The 23,927-nt window shown below is 70.6% G+C and carries 17 protein-coding genes; 7 read left to right on the top strand and 10 right to left on the bottom strand.

The window, feature by feature from the left end:
• Window positions 1–98 precede the first annotated feature (98 nt).
• From ABZY11_RS22550 to ABZY11_RS22535, 4 genes are read left to right on the top strand one after another with little or no spacing between them, the layout of a single operon-like run.
• Window positions 99–1,202, top strand: a complete 1,104-nt coding sequence (locus ABZY11_RS22550) for a Gfo/Idh/MocA family oxidoreductase (protein WP_356480859.1) — start codon at window positions 99–101, stop codon at window positions 1,200–1,202.
• On the top strand, window positions 1,199–1,924 hold the full coding sequence (locus tag ABZY11_RS22545; RefSeq protein ID WP_356480858.1) for a polysaccharide deacetylase family protein: 726 nt from the start codon (window positions 1,199–1,201) through the stop codon (window positions 1,922–1,924). The genes ABZY11_RS22550 and ABZY11_RS22545 overlap by 4 nt, the downstream gene beginning before the upstream one ends.
• A gap of 46 nt (window positions 1,925–1,970) precedes the next feature.
• Window positions 1,971–4,982 (top strand): glycoside hydrolase family 38 C-terminal domain-containing protein, encoded by a 3,012-nt coding sequence (locus ABZY11_RS22540; RefSeq protein ID WP_356480857.1) that lies wholly within the window; start codon window positions 1,971–1,973, stop codon window positions 4,980–4,982.
• Between the two features lie 54 nt (window positions 4,983–5,036).
• On the top strand, window positions 5,037–6,770 hold the full coding sequence (locus ABZY11_RS22535; RefSeq protein ID WP_356480856.1) for a protein kinase: 1,734 nt from the start codon (window positions 5,037–5,039) through the stop codon (window positions 6,768–6,770).
• Between the two features lie 27 nt (window positions 6,771–6,797).
• Here ABZY11_RS22535 and ABZY11_RS22530 read toward each other — a convergent pair whose 3' ends face one another.
• The 7 genes from ABZY11_RS22530 to ABZY11_RS22500 form a co-directional block, all read right to left on the bottom strand.
• Window positions 6,798–7,436, bottom strand: coding sequence for a hypothetical protein (locus ABZY11_RS22530; protein WP_356480855.1), 639 nt, complete (start codon window positions 7,434–7,436; stop codon window positions 6,798–6,800).
• Window positions 7,433–8,116 (bottom strand): hypothetical protein, encoded by a 684-nt coding sequence (locus ABZY11_RS22525; protein WP_356480854.1) that lies wholly within the window; start codon window positions 8,114–8,116, stop codon window positions 7,433–7,435. The genes ABZY11_RS22530 and ABZY11_RS22525 overlap by 4 nt, the downstream gene beginning before the upstream one ends.
• A gap of 141 nt (window positions 8,117–8,257) precedes the next feature.
• Entirely contained in the window at window positions 8,258–9,232 is a 975-nt protein-coding gene (locus tag ABZY11_RS22520) for an acetylxylan esterase (protein ID WP_356480853.1), read from the bottom strand.
• A gap of 112 nt (window positions 9,233–9,344) precedes the next feature.
• Window positions 9,345–12,137: a hypothetical protein gene (locus ABZY11_RS22515; RefSeq protein WP_356480852.1), complete on the bottom strand. Its 2,793-nt coding sequence runs from the start codon at window positions 12,135–12,137 to the stop codon at window positions 9,345–9,347.
• A 172-nt stretch (window positions 12,138–12,309) separates the two neighbouring features.
• Window positions 12,310–13,236, bottom strand: a complete 927-nt coding sequence (locus tag ABZY11_RS22510; protein ID WP_356480851.1) for a carbohydrate ABC transporter permease — start codon at window positions 13,234–13,236, stop codon at window positions 12,310–12,312.
• Entirely contained in the window at window positions 13,236–14,267 is a 1,032-nt protein-coding gene (locus ABZY11_RS22505) for a sugar ABC transporter permease (protein WP_356480850.1), read from the bottom strand. The genes ABZY11_RS22510 and ABZY11_RS22505 overlap by 1 nt, the downstream gene beginning before the upstream one ends.
• Window positions 14,268–14,340: 73 nt before the next feature.
• On the bottom strand, window positions 14,341–15,723 hold the full coding sequence (locus ABZY11_RS22500; RefSeq protein WP_356480849.1) for an extracellular solute-binding protein: 1,383 nt from the start codon (window positions 15,721–15,723) through the stop codon (window positions 14,341–14,343).
• Window positions 15,724–15,953: 230 nt separating this feature from the next.
• On the opposite strand from ABZY11_RS22500, the gene ABZY11_RS22495 reads away from it, so the two are divergent.
• Both ABZY11_RS22495 and ABZY11_RS22490 read left to right on the top strand, forming a co-directional pair.
• Entirely contained in the window at window positions 15,954–17,765 is a 1,812-nt protein-coding gene (locus tag ABZY11_RS22495; RefSeq protein ID WP_356480848.1) for a hypothetical protein, read from the top strand.
• Window positions 17,766–17,816: 51 nt separating this feature from the next.
• The gene (locus ABZY11_RS22490) at window positions 17,817–18,203 is read left to right on the top strand and encodes a SpoIIE family protein phosphatase (protein ID WP_356480873.1); all 387 of its coding nucleotides are present in this window, start codon (window positions 17,817–17,819) and stop codon (window positions 18,201–18,203) included.
• A gap of 17 nt (window positions 18,204–18,220) precedes the next feature.
• On the opposite strand, the gene ABZY11_RS22485 is transcribed toward ABZY11_RS22490, so the two are convergent.
• The 3 genes from ABZY11_RS22485 to ABZY11_RS22475 all read right to left on the bottom strand — a co-directional run bounded on the left by ABZY11_RS22485 (window position 18,221) and on the right by ABZY11_RS22475 (window position 22,176).
• Window positions 18,221–19,426, bottom strand: coding sequence for an aromatic acid exporter family protein (locus tag ABZY11_RS22485; protein ID WP_356480847.1), 1,206 nt, complete (start codon window positions 19,424–19,426; stop codon window positions 18,221–18,223).
• 112 nt (window positions 19,427–19,538) lie between these two features.
• Window positions 19,539–20,684, bottom strand: coding sequence for a glycosyltransferase (locus tag ABZY11_RS22480; RefSeq protein ID WP_356480846.1), 1,146 nt, complete (start codon window positions 20,682–20,684; stop codon window positions 19,539–19,541).
• Between the two features lie 88 nt (window positions 20,685–20,772).
• Complete coding sequence (locus ABZY11_RS22475; protein WP_356480845.1) at window positions 20,773–22,176, bottom strand: APC family permease; 1,404 nt, start codon at window positions 22,174–22,176, stop codon at window positions 20,773–20,775.
• Window positions 22,177–22,421: 245 nt separating this feature from the next.
• Between ABZY11_RS22475 and ABZY11_RS22470 the strand changes: the two genes are divergently transcribed.
• Window positions 22,422–23,870, top strand: a complete 1,449-nt coding sequence (locus ABZY11_RS22470; protein WP_356480844.1) for an aldehyde dehydrogenase family protein — start codon at window positions 22,422–22,424, stop codon at window positions 23,868–23,870.
• Window positions 23,871–23,927 lie beyond the last annotated feature (57 nt).

Below are 23,927 nucleotides of genomic sequence, written 5' to 3'. Positions count from 1 at the left end.
ACTGCCCTTCCCTCGGGAAGGGCACTTTCCCGAGCTGCTGGAAAACGCTTACCAATCCCGGCGGCTCACGCCCTCAGCCTGGACGGCCCTCTGTGAATGTGACTCCTTACCGTGTACTGCTCGTCGGCGCGGGCAACATCGCCCGCGCCGTCCATATGCCGGCGTTCCTCGAACTTCCCTCGGACTTCGCGGTGGTGGGCGCCGTCGATGCCGATCCCGCGGCCGCCCGCTCCTTCGCCACCGACTTCGCACTCCCCCACCACTCCACCGATCTCGCCGCCTCGCTGAGCGAGCTCCGTCCCGATCTCGTCGTGATCGCCTCGCCGCCCGTGGCCCACCGGGAGCAGGTGGTCGCCGCCCTGGCCGCCGGGGCCTGGGTGTGGTGCGAGAAGCCGCCCGCGCTCAGTCTCGCGGAGTACGACGCCATGACCGCCGCCGAGGGCGAGCAGGGCCCGTACGCCCCGATCGTCTTCCAGCACCGGTTCGGCTCGGGGGCCGAGCACGCCAAGTCGCTCATCGCCTCCGGGGAGTTGGGGGCGCCGCTGGTCGCTCACTGCCAGACCACCTGGTACCGCGACGACGCCTATTACGCGGTCCCCTGGCGCGGGAAGTGGGAGACGGAGGGCGCGGGCCCCGCCATGGGGCTCGGCATCCACCAGATCGACCTGCTGCTCGAACTGCTGGGTGACTGGGCGGAGATCCGGGCCATGGCGGGCCGGCTGGCCCGTGACGTCGAGACCGACGACGTCACCACCGCCACCGTGCGCTTCGCCTCGGGCGCGCTGGCCACCGTGGTCAACAGCGCACTTTCACCACGTCAGTTGAGCCATCTGCGGATCGATCTGCGGGACGCCACGATCGAGCTGAACCATCTGTACGGATACGGGAACGGCGACTGGACCTACACCCCGGCGCCCGGTGTCGCCCCCGGCCGGGTGGCGGGCTGGAACTCCCCGGCCGAGGACGTGCCGAGCTCGCACGGCGCCCAGCTCCGCTCCCTGCTGGCCGACATGCGGGCGGGGCGGCGGCCCAGGGCGAGCGCCGGGGACGGCCGCCGCTCCCTGGAGCTGATCACCGCGATGTACAAGGCGGCGCTCACCGGTCACCCGGTCCGGGCCGGCGAGATCGTCCCGGGCGACCCCTTCTACACCGCGCTGCACGGCTCCGTTCCCGGCTGGGCGCCACGGGGGTCCGGGCGATGACCGACCGCCCGGACAGCGGTGCCGACCGCGCCCTGCTGCTCACCTTCGACGACCGGCACGTACGCGAATGGGCCGCGGCCGCACCGCTGTTCACCTCGTACGGCGCGCGGGTCACCTTCTTCATCTGCGAGCCCGACCGGCTCGACCGGGACGAGGTGCGGTTGCTGCGCCGGCTCGCGGACGACGGCCACACCGTCGGCTGCCACGGTCTGCGGCACGAGCGCGCACCCGAATTCGTCGCCGCGCACGGCGCGGGCGCCTATCTCGACCGGGAGGTGGTGCCCGCCCTCGACGAACTGCGCCGCCTCGGCTTTCCGGCCCGCAGCTTCGCCTACCCGTGCAGTGCCCGCGACGAGGAGACCGACCGGCTGCTCCTCACACTCTTCGAGCGACTGCGCGGCGGAGTACCGGTCGGCCGTCGCGCCGATCCGTCACTGGCGGCCGAACTCCACGTCCCGGCCGGCGACGTCCCCGCCCGGCGGGTCCTGCCGGGCTGCTCGGTGGACTCCGGGCGCGGGACCGTCGCGTACGGGGACGATCTGGCCGGCGTCGAGGCGGCACTGCGCCGGACCGCCGATCACGGCGGCGTGACCACGCTCTACGCCCACTGCGTCGCCGACGCCCACGAGGCCAACCATGTGTCACCGGCCCGGCTGGAGAAGCTCCTGGCCACGGCCGACGGGATGTCACTGCCCTGCGTGGGCTTCGACGAACTCCCGTGAACCACCACCGCGTTGCACACATTTCGTCCAGAGGGGCCCTTCACACATGCATGACGACCGCACACTGACCGAGGAACGGCTCGGCCGCGCCCTGCGCGAGCGCATCCGCCCCGCCGTCCACCCCCGGACCTCGCCTCTGGAATTCGAGGTCTGGCACGCCCCCGGCGAACCGGTGCCCTTCACCGAGGCGCTGGCCGCCCCGTACAAGCCCGGCACCGTAGGCGACGACTGGGGGCCGGCCTGGGGCACCAGCTGGTTCCGGGTGACCGGCCGCGTCCCGGAGGACTGGGCCGGTGAGACCGTCGAGGCGGTGATCGACCTCGGCTTCGCCAAGGACCGCCCCGGGTTCTCCGCGGAGGCACTGGCCCACCGGCCGGACGGCAGTGTGGTCAAGGCGCTCAACCCGCGCAACACCTGGCTGCGGGTCGGCGAACCGGTGGCGGGCGGCGAGGAGTTCACGTACGTCCTCGAAGCCGCCGCCAATCCGGAGATCCTGGACGGTGTCAGTCCGCTGGGCGACCGGGAGACCGCGGGCAGCGAGCCGCTGTACCGCGTCGAGCGGATGGACCTCGCGGTCTTCGACCAGCAGGTGTGGGAGCTGGTCCAGGACTTGGAGGTGCTCGACCAGCTGATGCGGCAGCTGCCGCTCGGTTCGGCGCGCCGCTGGGAGATCCTGCGCGCGGTGGAACGTTGCCTGGACGCCCTGGACCTGGACGCCGTGGGAGCGAGCGCGCCCGCCGCCCGGGAGCGGCTGCGGGCCGTGCTCTCCTCCCCCGCGCACGCCTCCGCGCACCGGCTGTCGGCGGTGGGTCACGCGCACATCGACTCGGCGTGGCTTTGGCCGCTGCGGGAGACGGTGCGCAAGGTCGCCCGCACCACCTCCAACGTGGTGGCGCTGATGGACGACCGCCCGGAGTTCGTCTTCGCGATGTCGCAGGCACAGCAGCTGGACTGGCTGCGGGAGCACCAGCCCGCGCTGTACGCCCGGGTGAAGGAGAAGGCCGCCGCCGGTCAGTTCGTTCCGGTGGGCGGGATGTGGGTCGAGTCGGACACCAACATGCCCGGGTCGGAGGCGCTGGCCCGGCAGTTCGTGTACGGCAAGCGGTTCTTCCTGGAGGAGTTCGGGGTCGAGACCGAGGAGGTGTGGCTGCCCGACTCGTTCGGCTACTCGGCGGCGCTGCCGCAGCTGGTGAAGCTCTCCGGCTCGCGCTGGTTCCTCACCCAGAAGATCTCGTGGAACACGACGAACCCGTTCCCGCACCATTCCTTCCTGTGGGAGGGGCTGGACGGCACCCGGGTGTTCACACACTTCCCGCCGGTGGACACCTATGTGGCCGAACTGTCCGGTGAGGAGCTCGCGCACGCCGAGGAGAACTTCCGGGACAAGGGCCACGCCACCCGCTCGCTCGTGCCGTTCGGCTGGGGCGACGGCGGTGGCGGCCCCACCCGCGAGATGCTGGCGCGGGCCGAGCGGCTCGCGGATCTGGAGGGCTCTCCCCGGGTGACGATCGAGAGGCCCTCGGAGTTCTTCGAGGCCGCCGAGGCGGAGTACGACCGGCCGCCGGTGTGGCTGGGCGAGCTGTATCTGGAGCTGCACCGCGGTACGTACACCTCGCAGGCGCGCACCAAGCAGGGCAACCGGCGCAGCGAGCATCTGCTGCGGGAGGCCGAGCTGTGGGCAGCCACCGCCGCCGTCCGGACCGGATTCCCTTATCCGCACGAGGAGTTGGACCGGATCTGGAAGAGCGTGCTGCTGCACCAGTTCCACGACATCCTGCCGGGTTCGTCCATCGCCTGGGTGCACCGAGAGGCCGAGGCGACGTACGCCCGGATCGCCGGGGAGCTCGAAGCGGTGATCGGGGCGGCCCAGCGGGCCCTGGCCGGCGCTGCGGAGGGCGACGGCACGTTGATCTTCAACTCCGCTCCGCACATGCGGGCCGGCATCGCGGCGGGGGGCGCGGCGCCCGCTCCGCGGGACCCGGAGCCGGCCGTGGCGGTCGTGGCGCACGACTCCGGCTTCCGGCTGGACAACGGGGTGCTCCGGGTGACCGTGGACGCGCGGGGGCTCGTGGTCTCCGTCGTCGACCTGGTGACCGGGCGCGAGACCATCGCCCCGGGCAACGTGGCGAATCTGCTCCAGGTCCACCCCGATCTGCCCAACCGGTGGGACGCGTGGGACGTCGACGCCTTCTACCGCAACACGGTGACCGATCTGACCGAGGCGGACCTGGTGCGCCGCAGCGGCGACGGCATCGAGGTGGTGCGTACCTTCGGTTCGTCCCGCGTCACCCAGCTGCTGACGCTGCGGCCCGGTGCCCGGCGCCTGGACATCGACACCGAGGTCGACTGGCACGAGCAGGAGAAGTTCCTCAAGGCGGCGTTCCCCATCGATGTGCGCGCCGATCACTCCACGGCGGAGACGCAGTACGGGCACGTCCAGCGGCCGACGCACACCAACACCAGCTGGGAGGCGGCCAAGTTCGAGATCTGCGCGCACCGTTTCCTGCACGTCGGTGAGCCGGGCTGGGGCGCGGCGCTGATCAACGATTCGACGTACGGGCACGATGTGACCCGTACGGTCCGCGAGGACGGTGCGACCACGACCACGGTGCGGCTGTCGCTGCTGCGGGCGCCCCGCTATCCCGACCCGGCGACCGACCAGGGGGTACACCGGCTGCGGTACGCGCTGTTGCCGGGGGCGACGATCGGTGACGCGGTCCGTGAGGGCTGGCACTTCAGCCTTCCCGAGCGCCGGGTGCCGGGCAGTGCCGAGGTCGCCCCGCTGGTCTCGGTGGACGACGACGCGGTGGTCGTGACCGCGGTGAAGCTCGCCGACGACGGCAGCGGGGATGTGGTGGTCCGGCTTCACGAGGCCCACGGCGGACGGGTCTCGGCCCGTCTGACGGCGGGCTTCGCCCTGGCCGGGGCGAGCGTCACGGACCTGCTGGAGCGTCCGCTCGCCGACGAGAGCGCCGAGGTGGACGGCGATGTGGTCCGGCTGGTGCTGCGGCCCTTCCAGATCGTGACACTCAGGCTCACACCGAACAACGACGTGTGAGGCGTACGGGGTGGGTGTGCATCGCCGCGCACCCGCCCCGTACTCTTTTTCTCCATGAACGCTGGGGGGCCTGTGCGCCGTGTGATCGACGACCGATTCGAGCTGGTCAACCGGCTCGGCAGTGGCGGCATGGGCATGGTCTGGCGGGCCCACGACCTGGCGCTGCACCGCGATGTGGCGCTCAAGGAGGTGCGGCCCCCGGACCCGGCGCTCACCGAGAACGATCCGGAGTCGGCCAGGCTGCTGCGTGAGCGGGTGCTGCGTGAGGCCCGTGCGTTGGCCCGGCTCGACCACCCGGGGGTCGTCACGGTCCACCACATCGTGGACGGCGGTGACGGGACGTACCCGTGGATCGTGATGGAGCTGGTGCCCGGCGCCTCGCTCGCGGAGCGCCTGGCCGAGGGAACGCTCACCCCGGTCGAGGCCGCCGAGCTGGGCCGCGGGGTGCTGTCCGCGCTGCGGGCCGCCCATGCCGCCGGAATCCTGCACCGCGACGTCAAGCCCGCCAACGTACTGCTGCGGGCCGACGGGAGCCCGGTGCTCACCGACTTCGGCATCGCGGCGATCCGCGAGTCCACCAGTCTGACGGCGACCGGCTCCATCATCGGCTCCCCCGACTACATGGCACCCGAACGCATCCGCGGCGAGGAGGACGACCCGTCCTCCGACCTGTGGTCGCTCGGCATGATGCTGTACGTCGCCGTGGAGGGCCGGCATCCGCTGCGCAAGGCCACCACGCTTGCGACGCTGGCGGCCGTGCTGGACGAGGAGATACCGCCGCCCCGGCAGGCGGGTCCGCTGACCGCGGTGCTGGACGCGCTGCTGACCCGGGACACGACCGTCAGGCCCGGTCCCGGGGAGCTCGACCGGATGCTGGCAGCGGTGATCGCGCCGGTGAGCGAACCGGCCGGGGCACCCGGACCGAGCCGTGCCGCACCGCAGGATGCCGTACCGCCCCGTCAGGACCCGCCCACCCGGCAGGACGCGGTGCCGCCCCGCTTCGGCCAGGCCGGCCCGACCACCGTGCTGCCCACCGCCCCCGTCCGGCGACCGGCCGGTGCGCCCGGATCCGGCGGCCGGGCCGGGGCCACTCCCCCGCGTCCGGAGCCCGCGACGCTGGGGACCCAGGAGATCCGTCGCCGGGTCCGGCGCGGCCGCGCCGTCGCGGTCACCACCGCTCTCGCGGGGACCACCCTGTCCGGCGTCCTGGTGTGGTCTCTGGTGCCCGACTCGGACACAAAGGCTTCCGGCAGCACGCCGTCCGCCTCGGGCCGTCCCTCGGGTGCTGCCTCGGCCACCGAGGAGAAGGAGAGCGCACCGCAGGCCGCGGCGCCGACCAGGAATCTGCTGACGCCGTCGGCCGCGCGGTCCGTCATCGCGGCGCTCAAGCCGGTGATGGGCGGCACCAGGGTCACCTCGTTCACGCTGTACGACGTACACGCGAGCGTCGAGGCCCCGGTCACGAAGAACAAGGGCCTGTACGACGTCTTCGTCTACCGGGACGGCAAGGCCACCCGCGAACGCGCGGGCGGCACGCTCGCGCAGGGTGCCAAGTCCGTGGACCTGGAGAAGTTCAACTGGGACGCGCTCCCGGGGCTGATACGCCGGGCGGACAAGGAACTCGGCGTCGCCGAACCCACCAGCCACTACGTGGACATCGATCCGGCCTCCCCGTTCGACGACTACCAGCCGACGCTCAGCGTCTACGTCCTGGACGAGTACGGCGGTGCCTATCTGCGGGCCGACATCAACGGCAAGGTGCTCAAGAAGTATCCGCGCAACGGCTGAGCCCGCAACAGCTGAGCCCGCGGCGGCTCAGCCCAACACGCGTACCAGCACCAGCAGCACGGCCGCGATCACCACACCCGACACCAGTGCGCGGAAGCCAGCCGGCACACCGCCGGCGCGGCGCTTCACCTCGTCCGTCGGCGGGTTGAGGCTGTTCGCGCGGGCCACCCACTCGCGCGGCGGGTTGTTGGGGACGACGACCCGCCAGGGCTGCTCGGGGTCGTACTCGACGACCGCCCTGGACCTGTGCAGCAGCCCCTGCAGGTCGAGGGGGTGACGGACCTCGATCCGGTACGGCGGCAGATCGTCGGTCACCACGGTCAGGTCAAAGGCGAACACGGAGTTCACGGCCTGCCCGTCGATGGCGATCCGTCCGTTCTCCTTGTTCACGGCCTTCACCCCGTTGACCACGGCGGGCGCGAAGGCGCGCGGGCCGCCGGAGCGCAGGCCGGGGGCGACGCCCGACTTCATGTCCTCGGCCGCCTTGCCGTACGCCGTCAGGGCCAGGGCCGTCGCGGGGAGCCCGAGCATCAGCAGCCAGCGGGGCCCCTCCACGGCGCCCTGGACCACCGCGGTGAGCGCGAGGCCTGTGCCGATCGCGGACACGACGGTGAACAGCCTGAAGAAGCCGCGCAGGGAGGACGCGGGAGAGGTCGACGTGGTCATGAGAGGCGCAGCACCTTCCGGCGGGGAATGACGACCCTGGTGAGGGCCGGGTCGTCGGGGCGGTCGGCGTCGTACACGGCGAGGACGTCCCGCCTGAGGGCGACTCGCTCCACGACGGCAGGGACCTCGTGACGCACCCCGGCCGTGTCGTCGAAGACGACGGTGACCTCACCGTACTTGCGGCCCACCGAGCGCCAGCCCTCCAGCACCGCGTCGGCAGTGGTGTAGCGGCGGGAGAGCCTGCGCAGCCCCGCGGTGCGCCGCAGGCTGACGGCCGCGCCCCACCAGGCGGCAAGGCAGCCCACGCCCGCGATGGACCACAGGACGACGAGCCAGGTGGAGACGGAGAAACCGCTGATCGGGAGGAGGAGGCTGAAGGAGGGGGTGGAGTCGTACTCGACCAGGCCCTCCGCGATCGCGTCGTACCAGCCGGTGATCGCGGCGAGGGCACAGAGCACGACCATCGCCCCGGGCGTGGCCCGGTGCAGGAACCGGGCGGAGAGCAGACCGAGGACGACGGCCGAGCCCGCTCCGAGGAAGCCGGACGCGGAAGCGAGCTGGTCGCTGGCGCAGCCGCCGGTCCCGTCGCAGCTCCACCGCACGGACACGGCCTCGTGACTGGCGATGTACCACATCATCCAGACCTGCCACACCATCAGCGCGCAGGCGATGACACGCATCGTCTGCGCATAGGCTTTCTGCCGCACTGTCCGCCCTCGTTCTTGCAGTTCGCGGGGTTACGGGACGCCCCGGTGGACCATACAAGTGCTGTCCACACCCTGTCCGTGATCCACACCACGCCGACCGGAGCACGGCAGGGTTCAGACCGCCCTGTTCAGCGCCTTCGGCACCCAGCGGAGCTGGGCGGCCTCCTGGAACATGGCACCGCCTTCGTGCCCGTTGAACGGGTAGACCTCGATCTCCTTCTCGCCCGGGTACGCGTTGTGGGCGGCGAAGACCGTGGACGGCGGGCAGGTCTGGTCCATCAGGGCGACGGAGAAGAGCGCGGGGGCGCTGCCGCGGGCGGCGAAGGACACCCCGTCGAAGTACGACAGGGTGCGCAGGACGGTCTCCTCCTTGCCGCGGTGCATCTTGAGGTAGCGGGCTATCTCCGCGTACGGGTCGGCGTCGGTGAGCGTGACGGCCCGTCCGAAGTGGCAGAGGAACGGGACGTCGGCGGCGATGGCGGCCAGGTCGGGGACGAGTCCGCCGACCGCGAGGGTGATGCCGCCGCCCTGGCTGCCGCCGAGCGCGACGGTGCGGGCGGGGTCGGCGAGCGGGTGGGACCGGGCCGCTTCGACGGCGCGTACGGCATCGGCGTAGACCCGGCGGTAGTAGTAGCTCTCCGGGTCCTCGATGCCCCGGGTCATGAAGCCCGCGTGGGAGGGGCCCGAGCCGACCGGGTCGGGGGTGTCGCCGACGTTGCCGCCGCTGCCCTGGCCACGCACGTCCATGATGAAGTGGGCGAATCCGGCCAGCGGCCACAGGCCCCAGCAGTGCGGCAGGCTGCGGCCGCCGTTGTAGCCGTGGAACTGGACGATGAGCGGGAGCGGGCCCTCGGCGTTCGCGGGGGCGCTGAACCAGCCCTTGATCGGGTGGCCGCCGAAGCCGGCGAACGTGACGTCCCAGGTGCGCAGGCCGCTCAGCCCGGTCTCGACGGGTTCGAAGGAGACCGCGGGGTCATGGGCGCGGGTCTCGGCGAGGGTCTTCGACCAGAACGCGTCGAAGTCGTCCGGTTCGTCGATCTGCGGCCGGTAGGCGCGGAGTTCGGGCAGCGGCATGTCGAACAGGGCCATGGAGCTGGTCTCCTCACGGTGGGATTCACAACAGTGTGCCGCGCGGCGGCACGGCATGGAGCGGCGGGGCCGGGTGCTGTCAGGTGCACCCGGCCCCGCCCGTCGGGGTGGATCAGCCGGTCAGCTGGACGGCCCGCAGGCCGGCGGCGCTCTTGGAGTTGTTGGCGATGGATCCGCCCCACTCCGACCAGCCGCGCGCCCGGCCGTCGTTGTCGCTGTCGTTGACGACGAAGCCGAGCCCGATGGATTCGGTGGGCTTGCCGGCGAGGCCGAGCGAGGCCCACGGTACCGTCACCGTGTAGCGGGTGGTGGTGCCGTCACGGGTGATCTGCGCGGTGGCTCCCGGGGTCGTTCCGGCGGACTGGCCGGACGGCGCCCGCCAGGTGTGGACCTGCGGCTTGCCGCCCACGAGCGAGGCGCCGAACTCGACGTACTGCTTGCTTCGGCCCGGCACCTGGGGGGTGACGGCGAACTGGATGCTGTCGCCCTGCCACATGTTCTCGGCGGTGGTGGCGGGCTGTGCCAGGGCGTTGTCCGTGATCGCGCCCTTGAGCACGAGTCCGGCGTCGGTGTACTGGGGCCGGACGGCGCCGGACAGGTCGGCGGCGCCGTTGTAGCCGCCCTTGTAGCTCACCGAGCCGTCGGCGATGACGTCGATCGGTGTGGTGGTGTCGGTGCCGGACGGCTGGACGGCACCCCAGCCGTTCCAGGCACCCACGGCGGTCCTGGCGCCGTCGGGGGTGTTGATGTAGGCGGCCGTCCAGTAGCGCTTCCACTGCTTGATGTTGCGCGCGTCCACGGTGTACGAGGCACTGGACCCGGTGCCGACCTTGATCGGCCCGTCGATGGTGCCCCGGTCCAGGTAGGTGTCGCCCGAGTTCACCTGCCAGTCCAGCTTGGTGAGTTCGAGCGGGCTGTGGACGCGGTTGTTGGTGACGGTGACCTTCAGCGCGGCGGCGAACGGGGCCGCCTGCTTCACCACCGGGTCGAAGGTGACCTGGGTCGGCGGCACCACTTCGGTGTCGGAGGTGAGGCGGGCGATGTTCACCGGCCCGAGTCCGACCGTGCCGCTGACCGAACGCGTGCCGGTGAGCGCCGAGGTGGGCAGTTGCACGGTCTGGCGGACGACCTTGCCGGGCTGGGCGGTCACCCGGTGCTTCTCCCCGGCGATCCGGAAGTCGTAGCGCAGCGGCAGCGTCCGGCCCTTGGTGCCGTCCACCTGGAGCACCGCGTCGACGGTCTCCTCCGTGTTGGAGTGCTGCGGCAGCCGGAGGGAGAACACGGGGCCGCTCACGGTCTTGACCGCGCTCACCGAGCCCTTGACGTACAGCACCTTGCCGTCGATGCCGAGCTGTACCTTGCCTCCGACCGGGAGATAGGTCTTCTCGTGGCCCATCTGGTCCGTGACGGTTACCGGCCCGCCGGCCGTCAGCTCCGCCGTTCCCGGGGTCGCGGCGGTGGTGTACAGGGCCCGGACCGTGTCGGTTCCGGTGCCGAAGCGGTACGAGCGGACGTCGGCGGAGCCGGCGTCGTCACGGCCCGCGTAGCCGCGGCCCGCGAGCTGCCGGATCAGCACGCCCTCGGTGACCGCGGACGGCTTGGGCTGCCAGGCCTTGACCTCCGCGGTGGGACGCTTGAAGGCACCGAAGTTGTGTTCCTTGTTGGTGACGTCGGTGCCGTCGTTGGTGAGGTCGTACCAGTAGTAGCGGTTGACGCCCGAGGCGAACGAGAAGATCTGGGCGCGCGGCACGTACGCGGCCTGCTGAGCGGGGGTGACGCCGTCGCTGTGGGTCGGGTAGCCGTTCTCGGTGATCCACAGCGGGAAGTTCTTGCCGCCCGCCGCGTCCAGGTCGGCACGGACCTGCGGCAGCTTCTCCAGCGCGGTCTCGGGCGGGTTCGGGTAGCCGTAGTGGTGAACGCTGAGCGCGTTCATGTACTTCAGGCCGCCGATCGCGTACAGCCGCTTCAGCCAGTCGGTCTGGAGACCGGCCAGGCCGCCGCCGACTACGGTGGCGTCCGGGACCTTGGCGTGCACCTTGCCGTAGCTCGCCTGGAGCAGCTTGAGGTAGCAGTCGGCGGTGATGCCGCAGGTGCCGTTGTTGAAGCCGGTCGAGTTGTACTCGTTGTAGATCTCGACCTCCTTCGAGTACTGCTGGTACTTCTCCACGGCGGCGGCGGTGAACTTCCCGTAGGCCTCCAGTGCCTCGTCGGAAGCCGGTGTCCGGTTGCCGTCGTAGTTGGGGTTCCGGTAGCCGGAGATGGGCAGGGCGGTCAGCCCCTGCGACTTGGCGTACGGGATGTGCTGGTCGGTGGAGTAATTGCTCCAGGTGTACGTGCCGGGGGTCTTCTCGATGGCGCCCCAGTTGATGTCGGAGCGGATCCCGTGCATGCCCATCAGCTTGACCGAACGCAGCAGCTTCTGGTCGTCGCCGCCGTTCCATCCGTAGTGGATGCCCGTGCCGAAGCGGGTGTCCTGCTGTTCCTTGCCGGTCAGCGCGGTCAGTACACCGAAGTTGGCGGTACGGGTGGTGGTGCCGGCGGTCGCCGTGAGCGTGTAGTAGCCGCTGCCGAGCTTGGTGACGTCGACGGTGGCGGTGCCGCCCGAGACCGGTGCGGTGCCCGACGCGACGGTCAGGCCCTGGTCGTCGACGGCCTTCCAGGCCACCGAGGCCTGGTCGGAGGTCAGGGTGATCTTCGCCTGTCCCTTGACGAAGATCAGGTCGGGCGAGGTGACGGTGAGCGTGCCGGCCGCGTGGGCGGCCGGGGCCGTGCCGGGCAACGGCGCCGCCACCAGCAGACAGCCGAGCAGGGCGGCGGCGCCGCCCCATGCGGCGGACCGTTTGGAACGACCCCTTATTCTGGCCGGAGCCAGCGGACCTGGCCGGATAGTGCCGTTCTGTTCCATCGAGGCAACCTCTCGATCGGATCGGCGCGGTGCGTATCGGTGGTTCCCGGGTGGAGGTGTGCTCCGTCGGCTGTACCCCGGCGGAGCACACCGGCCCGTGTGCCGTCGGCGCGCACCGCTGCCGCCGTCGGCCGCCGCGGACGGGGGTCCGCGGTTGTTCCCCGGGTGGTCTTCATCCCTTGAGGCCGGTGAAGCCTCCGCCGCCACGTACGATCTGCCGCTGGAAGATCAGGAACAGCACGACCGGGGGCAGGATGGCGAGCAGCATCCCGGCGATGAGCAGCGACTGTTCCGCCGTTTCCGCGAGGCGCGGCAGTGCGGCGGAGATGGGCTGCTTCTCGGTGTCCGGGATGACGATCAGTGGCCAGAGGAAGTCCTTCCAGGAGTTCATGACCGTCAGCAGGGTCACCACCGCGAGGATCGGCCGTGACATGGGCAGCACGATCCGGCGGAAGATGGTGAACGGCCCCGCCCCGTCGACCTTGGCGGCCTCGAAGAGTTCGCGCGGGATGCCGTCGAAGAACTTCATCACGATCAGCACGGTGAAAGCGCTGGCCGCGTGCGGCAGCCAGACGCCCCACGGGCTGTTGGCGAGGGAGATGCCGAGGCCCGGCAGGTCGAGCACGGTGAGGTAGAGCGCCACCAGGGAGATGGAGCCGGGGATGAAGAGGGTGGCGAGCACCATCCACCGCACGGGCGTTGCCCACTTGGGGCGCAGCACGGACAGCACGTAGCCGCCGGTGGTGGCGATGAAGAGGTGGGCGACGACCGAGCCGGTGACCAGGACCACGGTGTTCCAGAGGTACTGGCCGACCTGGAGTTCGGTCCAGGCGCGGGAGAGGTTGTCCCATTGCGCGTGGTCGGGCCAGAGCGCCAGCGGGTCGCGCAGCAGCTCCTGGGTCGGTGAGACGGCGCCCTTGAACGTCCAGTAGAGGGGTGCCGCTCCGAAGGCGATCAGCAGCAGGAGCGAGAGGGTCTGCACGGAGCGGAGGGAGAAGCGTACGGACGTCCGTCGCCGGTCGGCACCGGATATGAGTCCGCGGGCGCTCTCCTCGGGGCGGTTCCTGCGGCGGGTGCGAAGGGGGGTCTGTACGGCCATCAGTTGCTCCAGCTCCTCGTCGCCCGCAGATAGATCGCCGAGAGCACGCCGAGCACGAGGGCCAGCATGACACTGAGTGCGGTCGCGGCTCCGAAGTCGCCGTTCTGGAAGGCGTAGTTGTAGATCAGCATCAGGATGGTGAGAGTGGAGTCCTCCGGCCCGCCGTCGGTCATCACGAAGGGTTCGGTGAAGACCTGGAGGGTGCCGATGATCTGGAGCAGCAGCATGATCAGGATGACCCCGCGCAACGACGGCAGGGTGATGTGCCAGACCCGGCGCCAGATGCCCGCGGCGTCGATCTCGGCTGCCTCGTACAGCTCGGTCGGTACGGAGCCGAGCGCCGCCAGGTAGATGATCACCGTGGAGCCGAAGCCGGCCCAGGTGGCTTCCAGCACGATCGACAGCATCGCGGTGTCGGTGGACTGGAGCCAGGGGTACGGGCCGAGGCCCACATGGGCCAGCAGCTGGTTGAAGAGGCCGGCGTCCGGGTCGTAGAACACCTTCCAGAGCAGGACCGAAACGACCGGCGGGATGGCCACCGGAAGGTAGGCGAGGATGCGGAACAGCGTGCCGCCGCGCCTCAGTTCGGAGATGAGCACCGCGAGGAAGAGCGGCACCGGGAAGCCGATCACCAGGGCGAGCGCGGCGAACAGCGCGGTGTTCTGGACGGCCTTCCACAGCAGCGGGTCGTCCAGCACATGCCGGAAGTTGTCCAGCCCCACCCAGGTGGCGGGGTCGACCAGATTGGTCTGCTGGAAACTGAGCTGCACGCTCTGGACGATCGGCCACCACGAGAAGTAGGCGAAGCACAGCACCATCGGCAGGCCGAACAGGATGGTGCTGACACCCCCTTGCCTGACCCAGCGGACGAAGCGTTCCGCCGGGCCGCCGCGATGCGGGGAGGCCGGATGCGGCGGCCCGTCGGGGTTCCGCGGCCGGGCCGCGGCCGGGTCGGCGGAACGTTGTTTCTTCGTCCGATCCTTCTGGGTGCGGTTCCCGGCGGGCGCCGCAGGCGCTTGCGACCTGCTCATTGACGTCTCCTCGCCTCTCCTCGTGCTGTGCTCACTGCCTGATGTACCGGACGCTCCGCTGCCGGGAGGGGCGCTAGTTCTGTGCCCGCTCCACCTGGGACTTGACCTGCGCCGCGGCCTTCTTCAACTGCTCCGCCGGGTCGGCGTCCTGGCGCGTCAGTACGGCCTGCACGGCACTGTCGAGGGCCTTGTAGACGTTCTGTGCCTCGACGGGTGGCTCGATGGCCAGTTCGTAGTCGCCGAGCGTCTTGCTGTACGGGGCGAAGTTCCCGACCGGCACGTTGGCCTGCTTGTCGACCGCGGTCTGGACCGGGTCGGCGACGACCGGCTTGTAGAACGGGACGCTCGGCACGCCGATGACGGCGCCGTCCTTCTTCTTGGCCACCGCGTCCTGCTCGGCGAGCGCGACGTCGTACTTGGTGGAGAGGTAGTAGAAGTCGATGAACTTCGTCGCGGCCTCACGCTGCTGTGCGGTGGCCCTGGGGCTGATCACCGCGATGGTGCCGCCGGCCAGGGTCCGCTTGTTGCCGCCGTCGACGGGCATGGCGCCGAGGCCGATGGTCTTCGGGTCACCCTTGTACTGCTGGACGTAGTGGCCGACCATGCTCGGGCCGGCGATGGTCATGCCGATCTTCCCGGCGGAGAAGTCCTTCTCCATGTCGGTGATGTTGCGCAGCTGGTTCTTGCCCATCGAGTCGTCGGTCCAGCGCATGTCCTTCAGCGCCTTCAGCGACTTCTCCGCACCGCTGCCGGAACGGTCGAAGGTGTTGGCCCACTTGCCGCCGGACTCCTCCTGCATGCTGTCACCGAAGGAGTACGCCATCGCGGTGAGCATCCAGCCGCCCGTGTTCTCCTTGGTCATCTGCGCGTATCCGGTGGCGCCGGTCTTCTCCGTGATCGCCTTGGCCGCCGTACGGACCTCGGGCCAGGTGGTCGGTGGCTTGTCCGGGTCGAGTCCGGCCTTCTCGAACAGGTCGCGGTTGTAGACCAGGCCGAGGGCGTACTCCTCGGTGGGGATTCCGTAGAGCTTGCCGTCCATACCCTTCGCGGCCCCGAGCGCGACGTCGCTGAAGTCCTCGCTGTGCTTCAGCGCCTTGAAGTCGGAGGTGAGATCGGCGATCTGCTTCCGCTTGATCAGGCCCGACATTTCGGTCAGCGGCACCCGTACGATCGTCTCCAGGCTGCCACCGCCCACCTTGGTCTGGAAGCTCTGCTGGTCGTACTGGTACTCGTTCGTCTTGATCTTGATCTTGGGATTGGCCTTCTCGAATGCCGCCACCCGCGCGTCGAACGTTTTGAGCGCGGCCGCGTTGGTGGCGGGCGGGCGCCCGGAGACGGTGATCGTCACGGTGCCGTCGCCCGCCGTGTCACTGCCGGAACCGGAACACGAGGCAAGCACGCAGACGAGCGCACCCGCGGTGACGCCCGTCAGGGCGATGCGCAGGGAGGGTCTCATCGGGGACTCCATTCAGGGGCAGACCGGAAACCGGCTGGAAAGCGTTTTCCAGCCGGGGTCACCTTGCACTGTCCGATATCGCCGCGTCAATGGGTTGGGGGCGGCCTTCTGAGCCGGAGTCCACCGTATGCCCCTTGCCGGAGCGCAGACCTCGGCTTAGCCTCTGGAAAACGTTTCCCAAGCGTTGTCGAAGATCGTCGGCCCGACGATCGCGAGCTGGAGGACATCCCGTGCACCCTGCCTGGTCGGCCGCCGAGTACGACGCCGCCCTGCTGCGAGCAGCCCTTGCCGAGGGCGACCGCTGCTGGGACGCCGAGGCGAACCTGCTGCAGGTCGAAGCCCCGTACAACCCCATCCACACCCACATCAAGGGCGGTCTCGCACACCCCACGCGCAACTCCCTGCACTATGCCCTCCTGTTGCTGGAGCGGGGCGGCGAGGGCGATGCCGAGCGCGCCCACGCCGTGATCCTGCGGATCGCCGGGCTCCAGGACCGGTCGCCGGAGAACACCACCTACGGAATCTGGGGCTACTACGCCGAGGAACCGGCGGCGGAGATGGACCCGGCCGACTGGAACTGGGCGGACTTCCTCGGCATCGCCCTCCTGCTGGTGGACGCCCGCCACGGCGACGGCCTGCCGGCCGACGTGCGGCACGAACTGCGGGAGTCGCTGCGGCACGCGGCCGCGTCGATCGTCCGCAGGAATGTGCACCTGACGTACACGAACGTCGCCGTCATGGGCACGTTCGTGACACTCGCCGCCGGGAAGCTCCTCGACGACGAGCAGCTGTTCGCGTACGGCAAGGACCGCATGGTGCGGCTCTCGCAGGCCATCGACGGCACCGGCAGCTTCACCGAGTTCAACAGCCCGTCCTACTGGGGCGTCGTGCTCCAGACCCTGACCCTGATCAGGGAGCATGTCGACGACGACGAGGTGCTGGAGCTCAACGACCGGCTGCACGACCGTCTCTGGCTGCACTTCCTGGCCCGCTGGCACCCGCCGACCCGTCAGCTCTCCGGCCCGATGGCACGCTGCTACAGCAACGACCTGGGGGTGCCGCCGTTCCTGGTGAAGGCGGTGCGCGGGGTGCTCGGCGCGCCGGTGCCGCGCCCGGTCCGGGGAGAGATGGCGACCGGGGTGGAATCCTGCGTGGACTACCGGATGCCCGACTGGGTCCGGCCCCGGCTGCTGGAACTGGAGGGCGAGCGGGAGCACCGGGAGCTGTTCGCCGAGAGCCCGTCCCCGGAGACGGGCACCACCTGGCTGGACGCGGTTACCACCCTGGGCAGCGTGAATCACCAGGACACCTGGCTGCAACGACGTCCGCTGTTCGGCCACTGGGTCCGCCCGGACGGGAGCGCCGGGCATCTGCACGTCCATCTGATGAAGGACGACGGGGCGGAGGACTTCGACTTCGCCTCGGGCGTGCTTTCCACCGTGCAGAGCGGTCCGCATGTGGCCTGGCTGACGGGATTCGCCTGCCCGGCGGGCGACCGGCACCACCACCTCGACATGATCGAGCCGGGCGACCGGTTCCGGGCGCGGTCGCTGCGCCTGGTGGTGGACGCGATCGGCGCGCCGCCGGTGGCGGAGACGACCGCGATCGACGGTGGCGTCGAACTCGACCTCGGGACGGCGCGGTTGGACTTCAGGCTGGCCGGCGGCGACTTCGGCGGCCGTACGCCGACGGCCCGGCTGGTCCCGCACGCCGACGGGGTGCGGATCGAAGTGGTGCTCTTCGAGAGCGCGACCCCGGCCGAGCTGGACTGGGCGGCGCTCGGCGACACCTTCGCGGCGGGGACCCTGTCCCTGGTGCCGTCCGGTACGGAGCGGGGTGCGGAGCCCACGCCGGATCCCGAGGTGGATGTGGCCGGTGACTGCGCCGAGGTGCGGTGGACGACCCCGCGGGGGCACCGGCTCACGGTGCGCGGCGGCCGGTCGGTCGTCTCCCGCGAGGAGCATGCCGCACTGCACGCCGCGACACTGGACGGGGTCGCGCCGCCGTCGCCCCGGCTCTCGGACTCCCTGCTGGTTCCGTAGGACACCGGTCGCAGCCGGCCGCACCGGCAACACGCGGCCGGCTGCGACCGTCTGAGCTCATATCACCGCCCGGCCCCGCTCCTCCCCGCATCGCCTCCCCCGCCGCTCCTCCTGCGCGCGGGTGAGGTGATCCCGCTCGAGGTGCGGCCGCCGGCCCCACCGCTCGGTCCGGCGCGCCTGGTGGTCACCGAACACTCGGCGCAGACGTTCTGCTTCGAGGGCGGTGACATCCTGCTGCTGTACACCGACGGTGTCATCGAGTCCCGGGACCGGTCGGGGCGCTTCCATCCGCTGAGGGAGCGGGCCGCTTCGTGGTGCGGCGCGGGCCCCGACGTCCTGCTGGATTCCCTGTGTGCCGACCTGTTGCGCCGTGCGGGCGGCCTCCTGGGGGACGACGCCGCGCTGGTCGCCATCGAGCGCCTGCCGGCCTCCGGATGACGCCGCACGCCCCGCGTTCAGCTCTGCCCGGTGCCCAGCCGGCGTGACACGGCACGCAGCCAGGGGTGACGTTCGTGGAGTTGTGCGGAGCGCCGGTCGAGTTCCTTGCCGAGGCGTTCCGTGCGCTTGTCGATGTCGAGCTCGTCCAGGATCCGGTCGATCTCGGCGAGCAGCGCGCCGTGCAGCTGCCACTGCCCGGGATGCTCCTGGACGTCTTCGAGGAGCAGATCGGCCACCCGGTCCCTGGTCGCCCGGCTGGCGGCTAGTGCGTGTGCCAGCCGGGCCTCCGCCTCCTCGGCGTTCGCCGCGAGCGGCGTGGTGATCAGCTCGGAGAAGCTCTCGACGGCACCGGCCAGCTGCCCGAGCAGCTCCGTCAGGGACTCGGCCACATCGGCGGGGAACAGCGTCTCCTCGGTGCGGGCCTTGGCCAGGTCGGTCAGGGTCCGCGACAACACCCGCAGCACCACGGCGCAGATCTCCAGGGTGTCCAGGCCGGTGCGCAGCACGACCCGGTACAGCAGTCCCTGCCGGACGCGCGGATTGAGCGTGAGGCTCTCCTCCGCCTGCCGCAGCGAAGCGTCGACCTCGACGATGTCGTGGTCGAGGCGGCGGGCCGCGTGGAGCCGGTCGGCCGCCCGCTCGACGGAGATGTGACCGCCCACGTCCTCTCCCATCGCGCGGAGCATCAGTCCCATCTCACGGGCCAGTCCGTCGATCGAGGCGCCCGCGGGCTGCACCCACACGGGCGGCGCCAGGAGCAGGTTGAACAGCAGCCCCACGCCCGCGCCGATCAGCGTCTCCAGCACACGGTCCCAGGCGGTCGAGGCGACCTGCGAGACGCCCAGCACGAGCATCGCGCTGATCGCCACCTCGGGTACGAACTCGCCGACGCGCACCAGCCGGCCGATGATCAGCGAGACGAAGATCGTCAGCCCGAGGCTCCACCAGTTGAGGCCCACCAGCGCGGTGAACGCAGTGGCGATGAGCACCCCGACCACGACGGAGTTCACCCGGCGGATCCCCGTGGTGAGGGTCGCGTAGAGGGTGACCTGCACGACGAGGAGGGCGGTGAGCGGGGCCGTGAGCGGTGCGGGATGGGGCAGGGCCCACACCGCCACGACATAGGCGATGACGGCGGCCGCCGTGGAGCGCAGGGTCTGCGCCCCGACGGGCTCGGTCGTTCGCCGGACGAGCTCGATCACGGGTGCGGATACGCGTGCCATCTCCTTCCCATGCCCACCCGTGCGCCGCGCCAGCACCTGGGCGCGGCTACACCCACCGTACGGACGTGCGGGCCGACGGCCCCGTCGTGCTCCGGGAGCACGGGTCTCCGGTTCACGGTTCGAGGGTGTCGAGGAGTTCCGCGGCCGTGGCGGTGGCCCGCATCTCGTCGGCCAGGCACTCGGCCCGCGCACGGTACGACGGTTCCTTGAGGACCAGTTCGGCGGCCGCGCGGATGCCCCCTACGTCGTCGGGGCCCAGCACCGCCGGTTCGTCGACCGGGCCGCCGGTCGGGGTGACGGCCGTCCCCGCCCCCGCCCCGGCCACCAGTCGGGCGTTCACCGGCTGGTCGGCGAAGAGGGGGACGCAGACCAGCGGGACGCCGGCGGCCAGGGCGCCGTAGACCGTCCCCGACCCGCCGTGGCAGACCACCAGGGAGGCACTGCGCAGGATGTCCACCTGCGGCACCCACTGCTCCACATGGACTCGGGGCGGCAACGGTCCGAGGTCCGTCGGATCGATGAGGTGCCCCGTGGTGAGCAGTACGCGCACCGGCAGTGCGCTCACCGCTTCGACAATCGCCCGGTACAGGCCGGCCGCGGTCGGCAGGGCGCCGGCCTCGGTGCCGAGGGTGAGGTGCACCAGTGGTTCCTGCGCTCCGCCCCACCGGTCCGGCAGCACACCCGGCCGGAGGGCTTCGTGGTAGCGGTGGGTCACGGCGTACGGCGAGGGGTCCAGGGAAGCGGGCAGGCGGGTCAGGTACGGGGCGGTGAGGAGCCGTTGGGCGATGCCGGTTCCGTACGGTTCGAGCACGGGGGTCAGCAGCGGGTCGGTGGACCGGGTGAACCGCGCGGCCGCGACCGCGACCCGGGCATGCGGGATGCCATGACGCTCGGCGGCCACCACCGAGGCGAACTCGTACGCCTCGTGCACGACGAGGTCGGGCCGCCAGTCGCGGCACGCCTCGTCCAGCGCGGGAAGCATCGCGGTGATGCCGAGCCGGCCGAACACCTCGCTGGTCATCGCTGCGACCCCGGCGTCCGGGGACAGTGCCAGCACGTCTGTCATGACTCGCGCGAGTTCCTCGTGGGGCGGCTCCCCGCCGATGCGGTACGGCTGTTTCCGGGTCGCCAGTAATGGTTCGAGTCCCGGTGGGGCGACGACGAGGACGTCGTCGCCCCGTGCCGTGCACGCGTCGATGAAGGGGACGAGTGGGTGGAAGTGGCCCGATCCGCGGGTCGAGGCGAAAAGTACACGCATGGGGCAGAGCCTAGGGATGTCGCTCCGCCCACAGGACGGCTTTCCGCCTGATTCCGACGCCCTTCCGGTGTTCGTACGCCGATGGCCGTCAGGCCCGACGGCCATCGGTGGCGCGCCGGTCCTGCACCTTGATCCGGTACAGCCACAGGAGTACAGCCGCCACCAGGACGGCGAGTGCGACGCCCAGTTCGGTGTAGCCGCCGTAGCCGGTGATGGAGAAGCCGGTCGCGCCCACCACCAGCACCACGGTGAGGAACCCGGCGAGCGCCCAGGCCAGTGGCACGAAGAACCCGGGCAGCCGGATGGGCCGCACGGCGTCGGGCCGGTCCTTGCGCAGCAGCGCGAAGCCGGAGACCGCCAGGACGTGCGTGAGGATGTAGCCGAGGTTGCCGGTGACGATGATGGCCAGCGGGGTCTGAAGCACCGTCAGCACGAAGACGTTGAGCACCAGGGCCACCAGCAGGGCCCGTGCCGGTACGCCGCGTCTGTTCAGCACCCCCACCTGCTTGATGGTGAGCCCCGACTTGCCCATCTCGTACAGCACCCGGGAGCCGTCGGCGAGACCTGTGATCATGATGAGCAGCAGCGACGCGATGAGGAAGACCACCATGAGGTCGGCGGCGCCGCCCACCAGGTCCTGGAAGGCACCGACGAAGAAGGTGGTGGGTTCCGCGCCGATGGTCTTCTCGCCGACGTACCCGGACAGGGTCAGCGGCAGCAGGACGAAGACCCCGAGGGAGAACAGCACACCGGCGCGCAACGCCCGGGTGGTGTCGCGCACGGTGTCCTTGTACTCGGGGGCGAAGGTCGCGCACACCTCCACCCCGAACGAGGTCCACGCCATGACGTACAGCCACACCAGCGCCTCGCGCAGTCCCGAGGCGCCGTGCAGGTTCCAGTGCAGGCCCTGTGCGCTCCAGTCACCGGAGAACAGCGGCATGACGATGAAGACGGCGAGCGGTACGAGCAGCGCTCCGCCGGTGACGTAGACGACCCACATGGCGACGTGCAGGCCGATCATCGCGGCGCCGAACAGCAGCAGCATCACGATCAGGCCGACGGCTATCGGGAAGTCCACCTTCACCGGTCCGAATTCCGCGCTCCAGTCCTGGCCGGGGAACCACTGGGCCTGGACGAAGGAGCCGATGAGTCCGGAGTAGACGGCGAGCGCGGTCGTCCAGGGGAACCAGTAGCCGATGCTCGCGATCGGGCCCACCACGGGCGCCCGCTTCTTCCACCCCTCGGTCGCGTAGTGCGCGATCCCGCCGGAGGATTCGGGGAACATCGCGGCCAGTTCGGTGTAGATCCAGTTGGTGGCGGTGGCCAGCACCATCGAGGCGGCCCACAGGGCGATCGCGCCCCAGGCGCCGAGGCCGCCGATGGAGGCACCGAGTGAGGCGATGAGCGCCGCCGGCATGGTCAGCGACATCGCGAATCCGTCGAACCAGCTCATTTTCTTGGGCAGTGCCGAGGTCTGTGGCTCGGATGACATGGCGTTCCCCTCAGGGTGGGCGCAGGCAGGAGAGTCGATGGGCCCTGGTTATAGATGAAGCGAAAAACACCTGTCAATACTCACGAATCAGCAATGATCGACTTTGGGATTCGCTGATCCAGCAGTCTTGACAGTTCTTGTTTGCTCAGCGAGTCTCCAGTCATCGCTTCGCACCGGACCCGGGCAGGCGCGGCTTCGAGCCGGCACGCCTCTTCCCGGTCAGGACAGGACAGAGAGGCCAACGCATGACCACCCCGACCGCCGACCGGCACCAGCTCTTCATCAACGGCGCCTTCACCGACGGCACCTCAGGGACCACCCACGAGGTCGTCAGCCCCGCCACGGGCGCTCTCGTCGGCACCTTCCCGCTGCCCGCGCCCGCCGATGTCGACGCCGCGGTGCGTGCCGCGAACGAGGCCCAGCCGGCCTGGGCAGCGACCAATGTGTGGACCCGCGCCGAGCTCTGCCACCGCATCGGTACGGAGCTGAGCGAGCGCGTGGACGAACTCGCCCGCCTCCAGTCCCTGGAACAGGGCAAGCCGCTCGCGGAGTCCGTCGCCGACATCGAGGAAGCGGCCAAGCTCTTCCACCTGCACGCCGAGGACGCCGTACGACTGCACGGCGAAACGCTGCCCTCCACCGACAACACCAAGCGGATGTTCACCTTCCACCGCCCGGTCGGCACCTGGGGCATCATCACGCCGTGGAACTTCCCGCTGCTGATGCTGGCCGAGTTCGTCGCCCCCGGCCTGGCCACCGGCAACGCCCATGTGGTCAAGCCGCCGGCCAACACCCCGCTCACCGTCCTCAAGGCGATGGAGGCGTTCGTCGCCGCCGGGCTGCCGGACGGCCTCGTCAACATCGTGCCCGGCGAGGGCGACACGGGCGACGCGCTGGTACGTCACGAGGGCATCCACGCGATCGGCTTCATCGGCTCCACCGCGACCGGGGCGAAGATCCAGTCCGCCGCCGGACTCAAGCGTTCCATCATGGAGTGCTCCGGCAACGGCCCGCTCGTCGTCCTCGCCGACGCCGACATCGAGGCCGCCGCCAAGGCCGCCGTCGACGGCGCCTACCCGTGCGCCGGACAGGTCTGCTGCGCCACCGAACGTGTCATCGTGCACGCCGACATCCACGACGAGTTCGTCGAGGCCGTGCTGCGCGAGGCCCAGCGCATCACGCTCGGCGACCCGTTCGACCCCAAGACCGTCCTCGGCCCGCTCAACAACGAGGGCGTCGCGGCCAAGATGGACCGTCACATGGCCGACGCACGCGAGCGCGGCGCGCGCATCCTGCTCGGCGGGAAGCGCGCCTCCGGCCACCCCACCGACCTCTACTACGAGTTCACCGTGGTGGATGGGGTGCCGGAGGACAGCCTGCTGTCCCGGGAGGAGTCCTTCGGACCGGTCGTGCCGATCATCACGGGCCAGGACGAGGACGATCTGCTGCGCATCGCCAACGACGACAAGCTCGGCCTCCAGGGCGCCGTCTTCACCCGGAGCATGACCTCCGCCTTCCGCTTCATCGAGGAAATGGCCGTCGGCCAGGTCATCGTGAACGAGAGCAACAACTGGTGGGACATCAACATGCCCTTCGGCGGTGCCGGCAACCGCTCCACCGGCTGGGGCCGGATCGGCGGCAAGTGGACCCTCATGGACATGACCGACACCCGCACCGGCGTCATCAGTCTCTGACCGCCCCGCGCCCGACCACCGTCCGCGGGCCGGGGCCCCGACCGGCGTCGGGGCCCC

This window comes from Streptomyces sp. NPDC006510, from assembly GCF_040611955.1.
Classification (GTDB): Bacteria; Actinomycetota; Actinomycetes; order Streptomycetales; family Streptomycetaceae; genus Streptomyces.
Note: the sequence above shows the minus strand (reverse complement) of the source record. Positions and strands in the feature narration are given on the sequence as shown.